This window comes from Arthrobacter sp. TJ-265 (assembly GCF_058269135.1).
The window spans coordinates 83,723-101,471 of record NZ_JBZCND010000006.1; the positions used below are offsets into that span (position 1 = coordinate 83,723).

Annotated in this window: 17 protein-coding genes; 4 read left to right on the forward strand and 13 right to left on the reverse strand. The window is 68.2% G+C overall.

What is annotated here, in order from left to right; translation table 11 throughout:
- Positions 1–309 precede the first annotated feature (309 nt).
- From rplI to AC4D2E_RS16455, 13 genes are all read right to left on the reverse strand, one after another.
- Positions 310–759 (reverse strand): 50S ribosomal protein L9, encoded by a 450-nt coding sequence (gene rplI / locus AC4D2E_RS16395; RefSeq protein WP_043442543.1) that lies wholly within the window; start codon positions 757–759, stop codon positions 310–312.
- 15 nt (positions 760–774) lie between these two features.
- Entirely contained in the window at positions 775–1,014 is a 240-nt protein-coding gene (gene rpsR, locus AC4D2E_RS16400) for a 30S ribosomal protein S18 (RefSeq protein ID WP_005273147.1), read from the reverse strand.
- Between the two features lie 117 nt (positions 1,015–1,131).
- Positions 1,132–1,707 carry a single-stranded DNA-binding protein gene (locus AC4D2E_RS16405; protein WP_104167610.1) on the reverse strand — a complete coding sequence of 192 codons (576 nt, stop codon included), beginning with the start codon at positions 1,705–1,707 and terminating at the stop codon, positions 1,132–1,134.
- Between the two features lie 60 nt (positions 1,708–1,767).
- Positions 1,768–2,073, reverse strand: coding sequence for a 30S ribosomal protein S6 (gene rpsF / locus AC4D2E_RS16410; protein WP_043442549.1), 306 nt, complete (start codon positions 2,071–2,073; stop codon positions 1,768–1,770).
- Between the two features lie 166 nt (positions 2,074–2,239).
- Positions 2,240–3,523, reverse strand: coding sequence for a M18 family aminopeptidase (locus tag AC4D2E_RS16415; RefSeq protein ID WP_490953299.1), 1,284 nt, complete (start codon positions 3,521–3,523; stop codon positions 2,240–2,242).
- A gap of 75 nt (positions 3,524–3,598) precedes the next feature.
- Positions 3,599–4,303, reverse strand: coding sequence for a response regulator (locus tag AC4D2E_RS16420; protein WP_104167608.1), 705 nt, complete (start codon positions 4,301–4,303; stop codon positions 3,599–3,601).
- Positions 4,251–5,573, reverse strand: coding sequence for a sensor histidine kinase (locus AC4D2E_RS16425; protein WP_490910458.1), 1,323 nt, complete (start codon positions 5,571–5,573; stop codon positions 4,251–4,253). Before AC4D2E_RS16425 ends, AC4D2E_RS16420 begins: the two co-directional genes overlap by 53 nt.
- 34 nt (positions 5,574–5,607) lie before the next feature.
- Complete coding sequence (locus AC4D2E_RS16430; RefSeq protein ID WP_104167606.1) at positions 5,608–6,495, reverse strand: ABC-2 transporter permease; 888 nt, start codon at positions 6,493–6,495, stop codon at positions 5,608–5,610.
- A 2-nt stretch (positions 6,496–6,497) separates the two neighbouring features.
- Positions 6,498–7,445, reverse strand: a complete 948-nt coding sequence (locus AC4D2E_RS16435) for an ABC transporter ATP-binding protein (RefSeq protein WP_104167605.1) — start codon at positions 7,443–7,445, stop codon at positions 6,498–6,500.
- Positions 7,446–7,610: 165 nt separating this feature from the next.
- Positions 7,611–8,396, reverse strand: coding sequence for an ABC transporter permease (locus tag AC4D2E_RS16440; protein WP_181033661.1), 786 nt, complete (start codon positions 8,394–8,396; stop codon positions 7,611–7,613).
- A gap of 89 nt (positions 8,397–8,485) precedes the next feature.
- On the reverse strand, positions 8,486–9,475 hold the full coding sequence (locus AC4D2E_RS16445; RefSeq protein ID WP_490953300.1) for an ATP-binding cassette domain-containing protein: 990 nt from the start codon (positions 9,473–9,475) through the stop codon (positions 8,486–8,488).
- Positions 9,476–9,509: 34 nt separating this feature from the next.
- On the reverse strand, positions 9,510–10,724 hold the full coding sequence (locus tag AC4D2E_RS16450; protein WP_490953301.1) for an MFS transporter: 1,215 nt from the start codon (positions 10,722–10,724) through the stop codon (positions 9,510–9,512).
- Between the two features lie 176 nt (positions 10,725–10,900).
- On the reverse strand, positions 10,901–12,583 hold the full coding sequence (locus AC4D2E_RS16455; RefSeq protein ID WP_490953302.1) for an ABC-F family ATP-binding cassette domain-containing protein: 1,683 nt from the start codon (positions 12,581–12,583) through the stop codon (positions 10,901–10,903).
- Positions 12,584–12,857: 274 nt separating this feature from the next.
- On the opposite strand from AC4D2E_RS16455, the gene AC4D2E_RS16460 reads away from it, so the two are divergent.
- From AC4D2E_RS16460 to AC4D2E_RS16475, 4 genes are read left to right on the forward strand one after another with little or no spacing between them, the layout of a single operon-like run.
- Positions 12,858–14,174, forward strand: coding sequence for an ABC transporter substrate-binding protein (locus tag AC4D2E_RS16460; protein WP_490953303.1), 1,317 nt, complete (start codon positions 12,858–12,860; stop codon positions 14,172–14,174).
- Positions 14,175–14,232: 58 nt separating this feature from the next.
- Positions 14,233–15,363 (forward strand): carbohydrate ABC transporter permease, encoded by a 1,131-nt coding sequence (locus tag AC4D2E_RS16465; RefSeq protein WP_490953304.1) that lies wholly within the window; start codon positions 14,233–14,235, stop codon positions 15,361–15,363.
- Positions 15,360–16,262 carry a carbohydrate ABC transporter permease gene (locus AC4D2E_RS16470; protein WP_490953305.1) on the forward strand — a complete coding sequence of 301 codons (903 nt, stop codon included), beginning with the start codon at positions 15,360–15,362 and terminating at the stop codon, positions 16,260–16,262. The genes AC4D2E_RS16465 and AC4D2E_RS16470 overlap by 4 nt, the downstream gene beginning before the upstream one ends.
- Complete coding sequence (locus AC4D2E_RS16475) at positions 16,262–17,719, forward strand: GH1 family beta-glucosidase (RefSeq protein WP_490953306.1); 1,458 nt, start codon at positions 16,262–16,264, stop codon at positions 17,717–17,719. The genes AC4D2E_RS16470 and AC4D2E_RS16475 overlap by 1 nt, the downstream gene beginning before the upstream one ends.
- Positions 17,720–17,749: the final 30 nt, after the last annotated feature.

Genomic DNA, 17,749 nt, shown 5'->3' on the forward strand with positions numbered 1-17,749 from the left:
AGGGCATATACCCCGGAGTGTACTTTCCGAGCCGGTCCGGACCGGGTGGGTGGAGTCGCGGGCAGGCATGGATCCGGAGCCGGAACGGGAAACATGCTCTCGTGCGAATGGCCGGAAGAGACCCGAAACGGCAGGGAGCCCCCGCCGTGATGGCGGAGGCTCCCTGATGGATCCGGTGACGCTGGTGCGGCGCCGCCTAGCGCTAGGCGGCCTTCCCCGAACTCGCTTCGCTCGTCCGGGGACCCCTGGCTGCTAGCGCTAGGCGGCCTTCCCCGAACTCGCTTCGCTCGTCCGGGGACCCCTGGCTGCCTAGCTTGCGACGACGTCCAGGTCGATGACTGCTGCGACGTCCTCGTGGAGACGGACATTGGCCTGGTACGAGCCGACCGACTTGATGTGCGCCGGGAGTTCGACCTTGCGCTTGTCGATCTTGCCGAGGCCTGCGGCCTCGACGGCCTTCGCGACGTCGTCGGCCTTGACCGTGCCGAACAGGCGGCCGGAGCCACCCGCCTTGACGGTCAGGGTGACGGGCTTCGCCGACAGTGCGGCGGCCTGACGCTGGGCGTCCTCGAGCGATGCGTGCTCGCGGGCGGAGCGGGCAGCCTTGATCGACTCGACCTGCTTCTCGCCACCCTTGCTCCACATCAGGGCGAAGCCGCGGGGCAGAAGGTAGTTACGTGCGTAACCGTTCTTCACCTCGACGACGTCGCCTGCGGCACCGAGTCCGGTGACTTCCTGGGTCAGAATGAGCTTCGACATAGTGTGTCCCTTTCCCTAGCCGCGGCCGGCGCCGGAGTACGGCAGGAGGGCGACTTCGCGGGCGTTCTTGATTGCCTGGGCGATCTTGCGCTGCTCCTGGACGGTCACACCGGTGACGCGACGGGCACGGATCTTTCCGCGATCGGAAATGAACTTACGCAGCAGGGCTACGTCCTTGTAGTCGATGACGGTGACGTCAGCGGCCTTCAAGGGGTTGGACTTTGGTTTGGGCTTACGGAGTTCAGCCTTAGCCATCGTGGTGCTCCTTTGGATGGTGGAGCCCGCAGAACGATTCTGCGGGATGGGACGTGCCAGTCACCTGTCGGTGACCGCGGCAGCAGTTCCGGGAACGGAACTGCTGCCTGGAGGTGCCTAGAAGGGAGGCTCGGAGTCGGGGCCGTTACCCCAGCCCTGCGAGTTTCCACCCGAGGGAGCGCCCGAAGGAGCACCCCAGGGGTCATCCGCGGGCTGCTGGGCCTGCTGGCCCCCGCCCCAACCTGATCCTGAGTTCGAACCGCCGGAGTTGCCCCCGGAATTGCCGCCGGAGTTGCCCCCGAAGCCGCCGCTGTTCCCGCCGCCGGAGCGCTGGGTACGGGTGACCTTCGCGGACGCATAGCGCAGGGATGGACCGATCTCGTCCACCTCCAGCTCCATGACGGTGCGCTTCTCGCCCTCTTTGGTGTCGTACGAACGTGACTTGAGTCGGCCCTGGGCAACCACACGGGTTCCCTTGGTCAGGGTCTCGGCGACGTTCTCCGCAGCCTCACGCCACACCGATGCCCGGAGGAACAGCGTTTCGCCGTCCTTCCAGTCGTTGGTCTGGCGGTCGAACGTGCGAGGAGTGGACGCGATGGTGAAGTTGGCCACCGCTGATCCCGACGGCGTGAACCGCAGCTCGGGGTCGTTGGTGAGGTTGCCGATCACCGTGATGACTGTTTCGCCTGCCATGGTGCCTCCTTGAGTCACTTCCCGCCGGAGCGGGATGAATGGATGAGGGATCTACCGAGATTACTCGGCGGAAACCTTCTGCTCCTCGGGGCGGATGATCTTGGTGCGCATGATCGTCTCGTTGAGGCTCAGCTGGCGGTCGAGCTCGGAAGCCACGGCCGGGGTCGCGGTGAAGTTGACGACGGCGTAGATGCCTTCGGTCTTCTTCTGGATCTCGTACGCAAGGCGCCGGCGTCCCCAGATATCCACTTTGTCCACGGTGCCGCCGCCGTTGCGGACGACATTCAGGAACTTCTCGAGTGTTGGGTCGATGGAGCGTTCCTCGACGTCGGGGTCGATGATTACCATCAATTCATATGCACGCATGTGTGAACCCACCTCCTCTGGGCTGAGCGGTCGCGGTCTTTCCGCAACAGGAGGTTCTTTTGCGTTGGTCCGGCCACCGTCCTCGGTACTGACCGACGAACGGCTGTGGCACAGACGTCTCAATGCTACCGGACGGACCGGCCGGGACGAACTCGGGGGGAGTCCCCTACTGCCCGCCGCGGAAGAACGTGCCGCTGACCTGTGCCAGGTACCCGGGATCGTCGACGCCGCAGAGTTCACGCGCCGAATGCATGGACAGCAGCGGCACCCCGACGTCGACCGTGCGGATGCCGAGCCGGGTGGCGGTGAGCGGTCCGATCGTCGAGCCGCACGGCATCACGTTGTTGGACACGAACTCCTGGTACGGCACGCCGGCGGCGCGGCAGAGTGCCGCCCAGTATGCGGCGCCGGGGGCGTCGGTGGTGTACCGCTGGTTGGCGTTGATCTTCAGCAGCGGACCACCGTTGAGGACCGGCAGGTTGGCGGGGTCGTGCCGCTCCGCGTAGTTGGGGTGCACGGCATGGCCGGCGTCGGCGGAGACGCAGAAGGACACCGCGAGGGCCCGCAGCCGCTCCTCCGTCCCGGCGCCGAGCCCCAGCGAGATCCGCAGGAGCATGTCCTCGAGGAAGGGCCCGCTGGCGCCGGACCGGGAGCCGCTGCCCACCTCCTCGTGGTCGAACGCCGCGAGGACGGCGATCGGTCCGTGCGCAGGCCCGTCCGACGACGCCCCGATGAGCGCCGTGAGCCCGGCATGGACGGAGGAGAGGTTGTCGAGCCGTCCGGAGGCGAAGAACTCCCCGTGTGCGCCGAAGACGCGCGGGTCCTGCGTGTCGGCCACGACGACGTCGAAGCCGCCGACTGCGCGCGGGTCGACGCCGGCGCCGGCGGCGAGGAGTCCGAGGAGGTCGGCACCCGCGGGCTCTCCGAGACCCCAGACCGGGTTCATGTGGCGCTGCTTGTCGAGGGCCAGGCCGTCGTTGACGGCGCGGTCGAGGTGGATCGCGAGTTGAGGGAAACGCAGCATCGGCCCGGTGGACACGAGGTGTTCAGTGCCGTCGTGGAGGGTGAGCCGGCCGGCGAATGCGAGTTCGCGGTCCAGCCAGGAGTTCAGGAGGGGACCGCCGTACACTTCCACGCCGGCCTGCAGCCAGCCGTACTTCCCGGTGGTGGGCCTGGGCTTGAGCTTGAACGACGGCGAATCGGTGTGCGCGCCGAGGATGTGGAACCCGGTCGTCGGACCCGCCGCCGACGGCACGGTCCACGCGATCAGGGCGCCGTCGCGGATGACGAAGAAGCTCCCGGCCCCTCCCTCCCAGGGGTCCTGTTCCACCAGCTGCCGGAATCCTGCGGCCACCAGTCGCCGGCCGGCCTCCGCCACTGCGTGGAAGCTCGACGGCGACGCCGAGACATAGGCTCCGAGGTCCTGGATGTGCGCGGGTGCTGGGCTCATCCCCCGATTCAACCAGATGCCGTGAAGGGCGTGATCCGGACCCGCGCGCAGCAGGACCCGCTCGGACGGTCTCCCTCAATGCGCAGGACCCGGCACCACGATGGCGTTCTCGTACGCGTACACCACGGCCTGCACGCGGTCCCTGAGGTCCAGCTTCGTCAGGATCCGCCGCACGTGCGTCTTGATGGTCGCTTCCGACAGGAAGAACCGGGCCGCGAGTTCGGCGTTGGACAGGCCCTCGGCGATCGCCTCCAGCACCTCCCGTTCGCGGGGCGTCAGCTCGGCGAGGCGCCGGTCCGGTGCCGCCGTCGTCCTCTGCACCGGTGGGAGGGACCGCACGTAGGTCTCGAGGAGCCGCTGCGTGACGCGCGGCGCGACGACGGCGTCCCCGCTCGCGACGACGCGCACCGCCTGCACCAGCCCCTCGGGCGCCACGTCCTTGAGCAGGAACGCCGAGGCGCCGGCCTGCAGCCCGGCGAAGGCGTACTCGTCCAGGTCGAAGGTCGTCAGGATGATGATCCGCGCGGACGATCCCGACGATGCGATCCGGCGCGTCGCCTCGATGCCGTCCCCCTGCGGCATCCGCACGTCCATCAGCACGACGTCGGGCGACAGGTCGGCGGTGAGCCGGACGGCCTCGGCCCCGGTGGACGCCTCCCCGACGATCTCCAGGTCGGGTTCGCCCTCGAGGATGAGCCGGAAGCCCATCCGCAGGAGCGGCTGGTCGTCAGCGAGCAGAACCCTGATGGGCGTGGTCGGTGTGTCGTGCTGCGTGGTCATCTTTCTCTTTCCCCCGTTGATTGCCCGGTCCGCCGGAGGCGTCGGGAACTGTCAGCCACACCTCGACGAGCCAGCCGCCCGAAGGACGGCCGCCGCACTCGACGGTGCCGGCATAGATGGCGGCACGCTCCCGCATGCCGGCGATGCCCTGGCCGGAGCCGAGCGAGGCGACGGGCCCCATGGCACCCCGTCCGTCGTCCGCCACGCGGAGCTCCACCGCGTCCCCGGTCCGGGCGATCACGACGTCGACCAGCGTGACGCCCTTGCCGTACCGCAGGACGTTGGTCAGGGACTCCTGCAGGATCCGGTACACCGTCAGCTGGAACGCGGGATCCTCCGGCAGCATCGGCCCCGTCGTGGTCACCCTCAGCGGCAGGCCCGCGGCGCGGAAGCCGTCCAGCAGTTGCGCCAGCGAACTCGACGCCGGCAACGGCTCGAGGGACCCGCTCACGGCCTCGGTCCGCAGGACCCCGAGGACGCGACGCATGTCGGCGATGGCCGTGCGGCCCGTGCCCGACAACTCGCCGAGCACCGCCGCCGCTCGCTCGGGATCGCGCTTCATGACGACGGCGGCGCCGTCGGACAATGCCACCATGACGGTCAGCGAATGCGCGACGACGTCGTGCATCTCCCGTGCGATCCGGTTGCGCTCCCCCGCGGACGCCAGCTCGGCGTTCCGGGCGGCCCACTCGCGCAGGACGCTCTCGTGCTGGCGATCCCTACGCACCGTGACCCCCACGCCGACGGCGACGGCGAGGAACATCACGATGAATCCGCTGAGGAGCCAGATCACGCCCGGCGCGTCGCCGAAGGTGCTGACCGGGATGAGGAACAGGGCGCTCACCGACAGGACCGTCGCCACCGCGGCGGCAACGAGCGCCTGCCGCAGCGGGTACGCCACGGCCACGGTGTAGAGGGCGAACATGGTGGCGACCCCGCTGCTCCCGGCGCCCTCGGTCAGGATGCTGACCGGGACGTCGAGGACCGCGACGAGCGCAAGGACGAGCAGTGGCCGGTCACGGCGGAACGCCAGCGCGGTGGCGGCCAGCACCACACCGGCCACGCCGAGCCAGTTGTCGTCGTCGAGGACGACGAGAACGGCGTTCGGGAAGGCGAACAGGACGAACACCAGGACGACGACGGCGTCCATGGCCCGCGGATGGCTGCGGAAGAACCGCCGGAAGGGCCCCAGCCGCCGGGCGTTGAGCTCGGTGAAGGAGACCGCAGCCGTTCGTTCCGCGGTCTCCCCCACCAAGGGTCGGTCAGTCATGGCTTCGCGTCACGGGCGCCGGCTGGAAGGCGTCCTAGACATCCCGCGTCCTGGTGACCAGCAGGGAGGCAACCAGGAGCACGAGCGCCCAGGCCCCCATGACGAGACCACCCTGGAACTGGGTCAGGGCGTCGCTCTCGGTCGAGATGGCGATCAGCTGGTTACCGGCGTTCGTGGGGAGGAAGCGGGCGGCATCGGGGATCCAGTCGGCCAGGCCGGACAGCAGGTTCACGATGATCACGGGAACCACGAAGAACAGGGCGACCGCCGTGACCACGCCGCCCGCTGTGTTGCGGAGCAGCGTCCCGATGCCCATCGAGATGATGGCGATGAACGCCAGGTAGCTGCCGGAGTTCAGGATGCTGGGCAGGACGCCCTCGGTCGTGATGGCGAAGTCCAGGTCCTCCCCGGCGAGGATCGGCTGGGCCACGAGATAGGAAAGGAAGGCGGACACGGCGCCGACGACGAAGGCGATGATCGCGATGATCGCGTTCTTCGCCAGCAGGGCCGGGGCGCGCTTCGGGACGGCGACCATCGTGGACCGGATCATGCCGGTGGCCCACTCGGAGGCGATGAGGACCACGGCGAGGGAGGCGATCAGCAGTTGCCCGAAGATGAGCCCGGAGGACGGGATCTCCCAGGCCTGACTGGCCGGGTCGAAATCGGCGGGCGGCCCGCCCTGGCCGCCCTGGGGGGCACCGGAGGACCCGAGGTCCTGCTGCGTGATGGAGATGGCCCAGGCCGCGAGGGCAGCGAGCCCCACCATCACGACGACGGTCGAGACGATCAGGATGACGGTCGAGGGGACGGTGGTGACCTTGATCCACTCGGACTTCAGGACGCGGCCGAAGTTCACGCCGGGACCGGGTTCGGCCTGCTTGTGCGACTGCCGGGCGGGAGCGGGGGGTGTCGAGGTGGCCATGGTCAGCGTCCTTCCACGAGCGCGGGGGCCTCGCCGGCGGCGGGCAGGGCATGCGAGTGGTACTCGACTTCGGTCTGGGTGAGCTGCATGTAGGCGTCCTCGAGGGACACCTGCAACGGCGTGAGCTCGTACACCAGGACGCGCTCCCGGAGGGCGACCTCCGCGATACGGCGGGGCTCGACCCCGGTGATCTCGACCAGTTCGGGCTCGAGCACCTGGGAACTGACGCCCTCCCCGGCGAGGCCGCCGAGCAGGTCCTGGGGGCGGTCCGCCCGCACCCTGACCCGGGCCTTGCCCTGCCCGTCGATGATGGACTGGATGGGGGCGTCGGCGATGATCCGGCCGCGGCCGATCACGATCAGATGATCCGCCGTCAACGCCATCTCCGACATCAGGTGCGAGGACAGGAAGACCGTGCGCCCCTCGGACGCGAGCCCCTTCGCCAGGTGACGCACCCACTGCACGCCCTCCGGGTCCAGACCGTTCACGGGCTCGTCGAGGATGACCGTGTGCGGGTCCCCCAGCAGCGCGGCCGCGATCCCGAGTCGCTGGCCCATGCCCAGGGAGAACCCGCCGACCCGCTTCTTCGCCACCGGGCCGAGTCCGGTGAGCTCGATGACCTCCCTGACCCGGCTGTTCGGGATGCCGTGGGTCGCCGCCATGGCCCGGAGGTGGTTGTAGGCCGAACGCTTGGTATGGACGGCTTTGGCGTCCAGGAGCGCACCCACCTCCCGCAGCGGGGCCCTGTGCTGGGCATAGGGCCGCCCATTGACGGTCACGCGCCCGCCGGAGGGGTTGTCGAGCCCGACGATCATGCGCATCGTGGTGGACTTCCCGGCACCGTTCGGGCCGAGGAAACCGGTCACCTTACCGGGCTGCACGGTGAAGGAAACAGCATCGACCGCCACCTTGGCGCCGTACCGCTTCGAGAGGGCCTGAGCCTCGATCATTAGAGTGTCCTTCGTGATGGTTCCACGTCCGGGATGCCGCGGGCGCGGCTCCCCTACCAACAGTAGGCGTGGGGCCGGTGCGGGTCACCGGCCCCAGGGATGATCGCGGAGAGTGCGGCAGTACCTCTTTCGGACGACGCCGGCGACGGACGGACGCAGCGTTCGCTAGCGGCTGCTGATGGACGCGAACTTCCGCACGCTGAGTGGCACGAAGACCACGAGCATGAGAGCCGCCCCGATCAGCACGGTCAAAAGGGCGTTCTGCATGGGCCACACGTCGGGCGTCGGGACGGTCCCCGTGTTGCCGAAGAGTTCACGGACCGCCTGCACCAGCGCTGAGACCGGATTCCAGTTGGCGAAGGTCTCCAGAGGCCCCGGGAGGTTCTGGGACTGGACGAAGGCGATCGAGATGAACGTGAGCGGGAACAGGATCATGAAGGAGGCGTTGTTGATGACCTCCGGGCTCTTCACCGACATGCCCAGCAGAGCCATGACCCAGCTGAAGGCGTAGGAGAAGAGCAGCAGCAGACCGATGCCGGCGAGCACGCTGGTCAGCGGGGTGTTGACGCGCCAGCCGACCAGGAAGCCCGTGCCCATCATGATCAACACGGAGAGCGTGTTGAGCACGAGGTCGCTGTTGGTCCGTCCGACGAGGACGGCCGACGAGCTCATGGGCAGGGTGCGGAAGCGGTCGATGATGCCGTCCTTGAGGTCCTGGGCCATCGCCGAGCCGGAGAACGTGGACCCGAAGATCACCGTCTGGGCGAAGATGCCGGCCATCAGGTACTGCGTGTAGTCGCTGCCCTCCACCTGGATGGAGCCGCCGTAGATCTGGCTGAAGAGCAGCACGAACATGATGGGCTGCAGGACGGCGAACACCAGCATGTCCGGCGAGCGCTTCAGTTTGATGAGGTTCCGCTTGGTGACGGTCCACCCGTCGGAGAACCACATGGCCAGCTCGGACGACCGGTCGGAGGGCGTGCCCTGCGGCGTGGATGGACCCTGGTTCTCGGGCTGCCGGTCCTCGGGGGCAAGGACGCTCATGCTGCCGCCTCCTTCTGGGGCGCTGGCTGGTCGGTGTCCTCGGCGCGGTGCCCCGTCAGCTGCAGGAACACGTCGTCGAGGCTCGGACGCCGCATGCCGGCGTCGTGCAGCTGGATACCACCCTCCCCGAGTTCGGACAGGATGTACTGGAGGGCCCGCGGGCCCTCGGTCACGGCCACCTCGATACTGCGGCCGTCGGCACCGACCACGGGCACGCCCTCCCCGTGGCGAGCGAGGATCCCCGCCGCGGCGCCGGCGTCGGCTGCGTCGACGAGCGACACGACCACGCGATGCCCGCCGATCTGCGCCTTCAGCTGGTCCGAGGTGCCCTCGGCGATGGTCCTGCCGCCGTCGATCACCGCGATGTCGTCCGAGAGCTGGTCCGCCTCCTCGAGGTACTGCGTGGTCAGCAGCAGCGTGGTGCCGTCCTTGACGAGGTTCTGGATGATGCCCCACAGCGAGATCCGGCTGCGGGGATCGAGCCCCGTGGTCGGTTCGTCGAGGAAGAGGATCTTGGGGTTGATGACCAGCGCTCCGGCGAGGTCGATCCGGCGCCGCATGCCGCCGGAGAAGCCCTTGACGGGGCGGTTGCCGGCCTCCGTCAGCTCGAACTGGTCGATCAGCTCCTGCGCCCGGCGGCGCGCTTCACGGCCACCGAGATGGTACAGCCGGCCCACCATCTCGAGGTTCTCGAGTCCGGTCAGGTTCTCGTCCACGGCTGCATACTGGCCGGAGACGCCGATGATGCGGCGTGCTGCCTTCGGATTCCGGCGGACGTCGATGCCGTCGATGTGGGCCGTGCCCGCCGTCGGTTGGATGAGTGTGGTGAGGATCTTGACCACGGTGGTCTTCCCTGCACCGTTGGGCCCCAGCAGGGCCTTGACTGTTCCCTGAGGAACGGAGAGATCCATGCCGTCGAGCGCATGCACGGGCCCGCTCTTCGATGAATAGGTTTTCTTCAGACCTTCTGCCTCGATAATCGCCATGAGGAAAAGGGTAGAACTTATCCTTCAGCGTGACCTAGGGAATTCGGTCAGGACTTGTCCGCAATGCCTCGGTGGCGGCGGTCCGCTCACGGGCGGCCGGCGCGACGAGGAAGGACGCCAGCACGGCCACCCCCACGGCGAGCAGCGCCGTGCGGATCCCGACGACGTCGCCGAGGAAACCGAGGAGCGGCGGGCCGGCGAGGAACGCCGTGTACCCGATGGTGGACACCACCGAGACCCGCGCCGCGGCGTGCTCGGGCTCGTCCGCTGCGGCGGACATGCCCATCGGGAAGCCCAGGGCCGCTCCCGCACCCCAGAGGATGGCGCCGACGGCGGCCAGCGGTACGGAAGGGGCGACGACGAACAGCACGAGTCCCACGAGGGAGGAGCCCAGGCCGGCCTGGAGGACCCGCACGCGGCCGAACCGGTCGATCAGGGGACCGCCGACGAAGCGCAGCGCCGTCATGGCGGCGACGAAGACGGCGAACATGACGGCGCCGGTGCTCTCCGCGGTCCCCAGTCCGTCCACCGTGGCTTTCGCCACCCAGTCGTTCGCGGCGCCCTCGGTCAGCGCGGCGCCCAGTACCACGAGACCGATCAGCAGGGTCCGGGGCTCGCCCCACGCGCCGAGGCCACTCCCCCGGGATCGCCGCGGCGCATCGGAGGCGGCCTCGCCGCTCTTGGTGTCCGGCAGGAAGTATCGCGGCGTCCACAGCGACACGGCGAGGCTGAGGACGGCGACAGCGACGAGGTGCGTGGACAGCGGTACGTCGAGCGCCGACAGTCCCGCACCGATCAGGGCACCCACGAAGGCTCCGCCGCTGAACGCGGCGTGGAAGCGCGGCATGATGGTCCGCCCGACCCGGCGTTCGACGTCGGCCCCCTCGATGTTCTGTCCCACGTCCCAGAGTGCGATGCCGCTCCCGAACAGGAACAGCCCGACGGCGACCACCGGCACCGAGACGGTCACGAGACCGAGCGCGACCGCGACCGCCGCCAGGCCCGCCGCGGTACCCCCGAGGCGGACGGTGTTGCCGGTGCCGAAGCGGGCAGCGGCGAGGCCGGCCAGCGGCAGGGACAGCACCGAGCCGATGGCCCCGATGAGCAGCAGGGTCCCCGTCTGGCCGGCGCCCAGGCCCAGGGTGCTCGAGGCGGCGGGGATCCGAGCGGCCCAGCTGGCGAACACGAGACCGTTGAGCCCGAAGATCGCATAGGTGGCGAACATGGCTGCTCGGACGGAGGACTTCATCTTGCAACCGTAGGGGGCGCTGCCGCGCACTTCAAACGCACGCCGTCCGCGCCTCCCCCTCGCCCCGTGCCACCCCGATGCACTTCACGTCCGATCACCCGGGCGGCGCCGCCACTTATCCACCGGTTGGGGATAACCCTGTGGAAAGCGTGTGGAGGACGTGTGGACGAAGGATCCTAACGGGCGCGGACGACCCTGCTCTCATCCCACACGGGCTCCTTCGTCTCGTACACCTTGCCGTCGGATCCGAAGACCAGGAAGCGGTCGAAGCTCCTGGCGAACCAGCGGTCGTGCGTGACGGCGATGACGGTCCCCTCGAAGGCGTCGATGGCGCGCTCCAGGGCCTCCGCCGAATGAAGGTCCAGGTTGTCCGTCGGCTCGTCGAGCAGCAGGAGGGTGGCCCCGGAGAGTTCCAGCAGCAGGATCTGCAACCTCGCCTGCTGGCCGCCGGACAGGGAGTCGTACGGCTGCTCCGCCTGCGCGGCGAGCCCGTAGCGGTCCAGCACGGCGGACGCAGCCTCCCGACCCAGCCCCGACCGGTGCTCGTCGCCGCGGTGCAGGATGTCCACGAGGGTCCGGCCGAGGAGGTCCGGGCGGGAGTGCGTCTGCGCGAAGAACCCGGGGCGGATCCGCGCACCCAGCTTCACGGAGCCCTCGTGCGGCACGGCGGCGATGTCGACGTCGGACACGGGCTGGTGCTCCTTGTCCGGGTCGGACCCGCCGGCGGCGAGCAACCGCAGGAAATGGGACTTGCCCGAGCCGTTGGAGCCGAGCACGCCCACGCGGTCCCCGAACCAGATCTCGGTGCTGAAGGGCTTCATGAGTCCCGTCAGTTCGAGCTTCCGGGCGACGACGGCGCGCTTGGCGGTCCGCCCTCCCGCCAGCCGCATCGACACGTTCTGCTCGAGGGGGATGGCCTCGGGCGGGCCGGCTTCGAGGAACTTCGCCAGCCGTGTCTGCGCCGCGTGGTACCGGTTCGCCATGTCCGAGCGGAATGCAGCCTTGTTCTTGTACATGTTGACGAGTTCCTTGAGCTTGAGATGCTCCTCGTCCCAGCGCTTGCGGAGTTCCTCGAACCGCGCGTTGCGGTCCTCCCGCGCCTTCAGGTAGGTCTCGAACCCCCCGCCGTGGGTCCACGACGAGGCCCCGAGGACCCCGGGTTCCAGCGTCACGATGCGCGTGGCCGCATTGGCGAGCAGCTCGCGGTCGTGGCTCACGAACAGCACCGACTTCTTCGACTCCCGCAGCTTCCCCTCGAGCCAGCGCTTGCCGGGCACGTCCAGGTAGTTGTCGGGCTCGTCCAGGAGCAGGAGCTCGTCGGGACCCGAGAACAGGGCCTCCAGCACGAGCCGCTTCTGCTCTCCGCCCGAGAGGGAGGACGCCGCACGGTACTGGGCGCGGTCGAACGGCACACCGAGGGCGGCCATCGTGACCTCGTCCCAGGTGGTCTCCAGCTCGTAGCCGCCTGCGTCACCCCAGTCGGCGATCGCCTGCGCGTACGTCATCTGCGTCGGCTCGTCGTCGGCCTCCATCATCGCGAGTTCGGCGTCCTCGATCCGCTGCGCGGCCGCCGCGAGCAGGGGCGGCGCGGCGGAGACGAGGAGGTCGCGGACCGTCGAGTCGTCACGGACCTGACCGACGAACTGCCGCATGATGCCCATCGTCCCCGACCGGCTCACCGCCCCCTCGTCGGGTGACAGGTCCCCGGACACGATGCGCAGGAGGGTGGTCTTGCCCGTGCCGTTCGGGCCGATCAGGGCCGTCTTGTGGCCGTCGCCGACCTTGAAGGCGACGCCGTTGAGCAGCTGCCTGCCGTCGGAGAGGAAGTAGTCGATACCGGATACGTCGAGATGTGCCACGTTCCAAGTGTTCCATCCGGCGACAAGTCGACATCGCTCCGGGCGCCCTGGTACCGGGAGGCCGGCTGTCGGGACACGCGCAGCCGTGGCCCACCCGGTCGGCCCCGGCGAAGCAACCGCCGGCGTCCTCCGGACACCATCCCGCTATCTCACCAAGTGTGAGAGAGCGCTCTCTTGACGAGTGTGACAAACAGCACATACAGTGATGCGACATCCCAGAGAGCGCTCTCACGCCGCCGGCGTCGGTCGCTCCGACACACACAAAGGAGTGATCGTGGAACTCTCGCGACTCAGGAAAATCACCGCCCTCGCCGGCGTCGCATCCCTGGCCATCGTGGCATCGGGCTGCAGCGGCGGCAGTGACGAGGCCGCCAGTGCCGACAACCCCATTACCCTGACCGTCACGACCTTCGGCCAGTTCGGCTACGACGATCTGTACGCCGAGTACGAGGAGCAGAATCCCGGCGTGACCATCGAGGCCAACAACATCGACGGCAGCGCCAACGCCCGCACCGACGCCTTCACCAAGCTCGCCGCCGGCTCGGGTCTGAGCGACGTCGTCGCCGTCGAGGAGGGCTGGCTCGGTTCGATCATGGAGGTCTCGGACCAGTTCGTGGACCTCAACGAGTACGGCGTCGCGGACGTCAAGGACAACTGGGTGGACTGGAAGTTCGAGCAGGGCACCGACCCCGACGGTCGCGTGATCGGCCTCGGCACGGACATCGGCCCGCAGGCCCTGTGCTTCAACAGGGAGCTGTTCGAGGCAGCAGGCTTCCCGACGGACCGCGAGGAGGTCGCCGAACTCTTCGGGGGCGACGACGCGACGTGGGAGACCTATTTCGATCTGGGCCGCCAGTACAACGAGACGACGGGCAAGGCCTGGTACGACCAGTCGGCGTTCGTCTGGAACTCCATGGTCAACCAGATGGAGGAGGGCTACTACACCGCTGACGGTGAGCTGAACGTCGAGGGCAACGAGGCGATGCGCGCCCAGTTCGACCTCCTCGCCGCCGGCACGGCCGACGGCCTGTCAGCGAACCAGAAGCAGTTCGACTGGGGCAAGGGCAAGGCCTTCGTGGATGGTTCCTTCGCCGTGCACGTCTGCCCGGCCTGGATGCTCGGAACCATCAAGGAGCAGCTGGAAGCCGCCGGTGGCGGCCCCGAGACGGGCTGGGACGTCGCCGATGTCTTCCCGGGTGGTGCGTCCAACTGGGGCGGCGCCTTCCTCTCCGTCCCCGAGAGCTCCGAGCACCCCGCTGAAGCCGCGAAGCTGGCCACCTGGCTGACAGCTCCGGAACAGCAGGTGAAGCAGTCCGCGGCCGCGAACAACTTCCCGAGCACGCTCGAGGCCCAGCAGAAGATCGTCGAGGACGCCGTGCCCAACGAGCTCTTCAACGACGCTCCGTACGGGGAGATCTTCGCATCGCGCGCCGAAGGCGTCGTGGCCCAGTTCAAGGGCCCGCAGGACTCGGAGATCCAGGAGAACGTCTTCGCTCCGGCCCTGAAGATCCTCGACTCCGGTGCAGGCACAGCCGACGAGGCCTGGGATGAAGCCGTCTCCCTCCTCAACGACCGCGTCGTGAACAACTAGCAGCACCGGCCGCGGGGCCTCCGTCAGCACCGGAGGCCCCCCTGGAGTCTGGAACCTCATGACCACGACACTGAACCGCCCGGCAGCCGGCAGCCCTGCCCCTGCGAAACCCGCCCTCACCTTCCGTCAGCGACTGAACGTCTTCGACATGAAGGCCTCGCCCTACCTGTACATCTCCCCGTTCTTCATCCTCTTCGCCCTGGTAGGCCTGTTCCCTCTCGGCTACACCTTCTTCGTCTCGCTCTTCGACTGGCACCTGCTCAAGGGGCAGGGCGAATTCGTGGGCCTGCGGAACTTCCAGGAAGTCCTCCAGGACCGCTTCTTCTGGAACTCGCTGTTCAACACGATGAGCATCTTCCTGCTCTCGACCATCCCGCAGCTGATCGTCGCCACTGCGATCGCGGCGGTGCTGGACCAGCACATCCGCGCCAAGACGTTCTGGCGCATGAGCATCCTGCTTCCCTACATCGTGACCCCCGTCGCCGTCGCCCTGATCTTCTCGAATCTGTTCGGTGAGCAGTACGGGCTGATCAACAACATCCTGGAGAGCTTCGGGATCGACCGGATCCTCTGGCTGAACGAGACGTTGCCGAGCCACATCGCGATCGCCACCATGGTGAACTGGCGCTGGACCGGCTACAACGCCCTGATCCTGCTGGCAGCCATGCAGTCCGTACCCCGCGACATCTACGAATCCGCTGCGATCGACGGAGCCGGAACATTCCGCCGCTTCTTCAGCATCACGCTGCCGAGCATCCGGCCCACCATGATCTTCGTGGTGATCACCGCCACGATCGGCGGGCTGCAGATCTTCACCGAGCCCCGCCTCTTCGATCCGCGGACGTACGGGGGAACGTCGGCGCAGTTCCAGACAACGGTGCTCTACCTCTACGAGATGGCTTTCCAGAGGTCGAACTTCGGCAAGGCATCCACCATCGCGTGGCTCCTGTTCCTGATCATCGTCCTGTTCGGTCTCGTGAACTACCTGATCTCACGGAGGATCGCCACCACCGGCGACGACCGTGGATCGGGCAGGAAACCCCGCCGGCGCCGTAGGCGTTCCGCACCTCCGGCGCTGGTGCTACCCGCCGTCCGTCCGCAGCCACCGGCACCCGTTGCCGAGTCTGCACCGGAATCCACTGCATCGGCCGGTACATCACAAGGCAAGGACGAGAGGACCACGCGATGACGGCCATCGATACCAGGCAGCGCACGACGACGGCAGCACCCCAGCGCCGGGGACGTGGCCTGCGGCGCGGTCTGCTCGGCAACGGCCGCAGGCCGGGGTTCCTGACCTATGGACTGCTGATGGCCTTCTTCCTGGCCTCCGCCTACCCCCTCTGGTGGTCCGTGATCATCGGCAGCCGGTCCAACGAGGCGCTCGGCCAGACGTGGCCGCCCCTGCTCCCGGGCGGTAATTTCTGGACGAACGTCGGCGAGGTCTTCGACACCGTCCCGTTCTGGCTCGCGCTCGGCAACAGTGTGCTGATCTCGGGGATCATCACGGTGTCGGTGGTCGTGTTCTCGACCCTCGCCGGATATTCATTCGCCAAGCTCCGCTTCCGCGGCCGCAACGGGCTCATGGTCGCCGTGATCGCGACCATGGCGATCCCCACCCAGCTCGGGATCATCCCGCTGTTCATGCTGATGCGGACGCTCGGCTGGACCGGTGAGATCGGCGCCGTCGTCATCCCCACGCTCGTCACGGCGTTCGGCGTGTTCTTCATGCGCCAGTACCTCGTGGACGTCATCCCCGACGAGCTCATCGAGTCCGCCCGCATGGACGGCGCGTCCATGATCTCCACCTTCTGGCACGTTGCACTGCCTGCAGCACGCCCGGCGATGGCGATCCTCGGCCTGTTCACCTTCATGACGGCCTGGACCGACTTCCTCTGGCCGCTGCTGGTGCTCGGTCCTGGCAACCCCACCCTGCAGACGGCGCTCAGCCAGCTGCAATCGGCCCGCTACGTGGACTACTCCATCGTCCTCGCCGGCGCCGTCATGGCCACCCTCCCGCTCCTGGTGCTCTTCGTCATCGCGGGACGTCAACTCATTTCCGGAATCATGCAAGGAGCAGTGAAGGGCTAATGCCACTCGACGCAACACACCACCAGCCGGTCCCACCCAGCGCAAGGACCTGGCCCGAGGGCTTCCTCTGGGGCTCGGCCACCGCCGCGGCCCAGGTCGAAGGCGCCAGCCACGAGGGCGGCAAGGAGGATTCCGTCTGGGACGCCTTCGCTCGCCTCCCGGGCGCCATCGCCAACGGCGAGACCCTGAAGGACGGCGTGCAGCACTATCACCGCATGCCGGAAGACGTGGCGATCATGAAGGAGATGGGCTTGGGCTCCTACCGGTTCTCGACGAGCTGGTCCCGCGTCCGGCCGGGTGATCGCGGGCCGAACACCGAGGGCCTGGACTTCTACTCACGGTTGGTCGACGAACTCCTCACCGCCGGGATCCTTCCCTGGTTGACCCTCTACCACTGGGACCTGCCCCAGGCGCTCGAGGAGAAGGGCGGCTGGGCCGATCGCGATACCGCCTACCGTTTCGTCGAGTACGCGAACGACGTGTACTCGGTACTCGGTGACCGCGTGCAGCACTGGACCACGTTCAACGAACCGTTCTGCTCGTCCCTGCTCGGTTACGCGGCCGGCGTGCACGCCCCGGGACGTCAGGAACCCCGGGCGGCCGTCGCCGCGATCCACCACCAGCACCTCGCCCACGGGCTCGCCGTCAACGAGCTGCGGGGGCGCGGTGCCCAGCAGCTCGGGATCACCCTCAATCTCAGCAATTCGATCCCCCGGGACCCGTCCGATCCCGTCGACCTCGATGCCGCGCGCCGGTTCGACTCGCTGCAGAACAGGATCTTCCTCGATCCGATCCTCCGCGGCGCCTACCCGGAGGACACCCTCGACGACCTCGAGCAGTTCGGCCTCCGGGACGTCATCCGGCCCGGTGATCTGGACATCATCGGCGCTCCGATCGATTTCCTGGGCGTCAACCACTATCACGACGACCTCATCAGCGGTCACCCCGCGACCGAGCACGATGACGGGCACTCCGGCGGTGCGACCCGCCCGACGTCGTCGTGCTGGATCGGGTCCGAGGACATCACGTTCCCGAGCCGTGGCCTGCCGCGCACGGCCATGAACTGGGAGGTCAACCCGGATGGGCTGCGCACACTCCTGGTGCGCCTCGGCGAGGAGTATCCGACCCTCCCGCCGCTGTACATCACGGAGAACGGCGCAGCGTACGACGACGTCGTGACCCCCGACGGAGCGGTCCACGACGCCGAGCGGACGCAGTTCGTCCTCGACCACATCACAGCCGTCGGCGAGGCCATCGACCAGGGCGCCGACGTGCGCGGCTACTTCGTCTGGTCGCTCCTCGACAACTTCGAGTGGTCCTGGGGGTACGGCAAGCGCTTCGGGGTGGTCCGCGTGGACTACGACACCTTCGAGCGGACGGTGAAGGACAGTGGACTGGCGTACGCCCGAGTCATCGCAGCGGCGAAGTACCCCGACCTTGCACCGGCGAACGCCTAAAGTAGCCCTCACGGCATACTTTTCGACGTT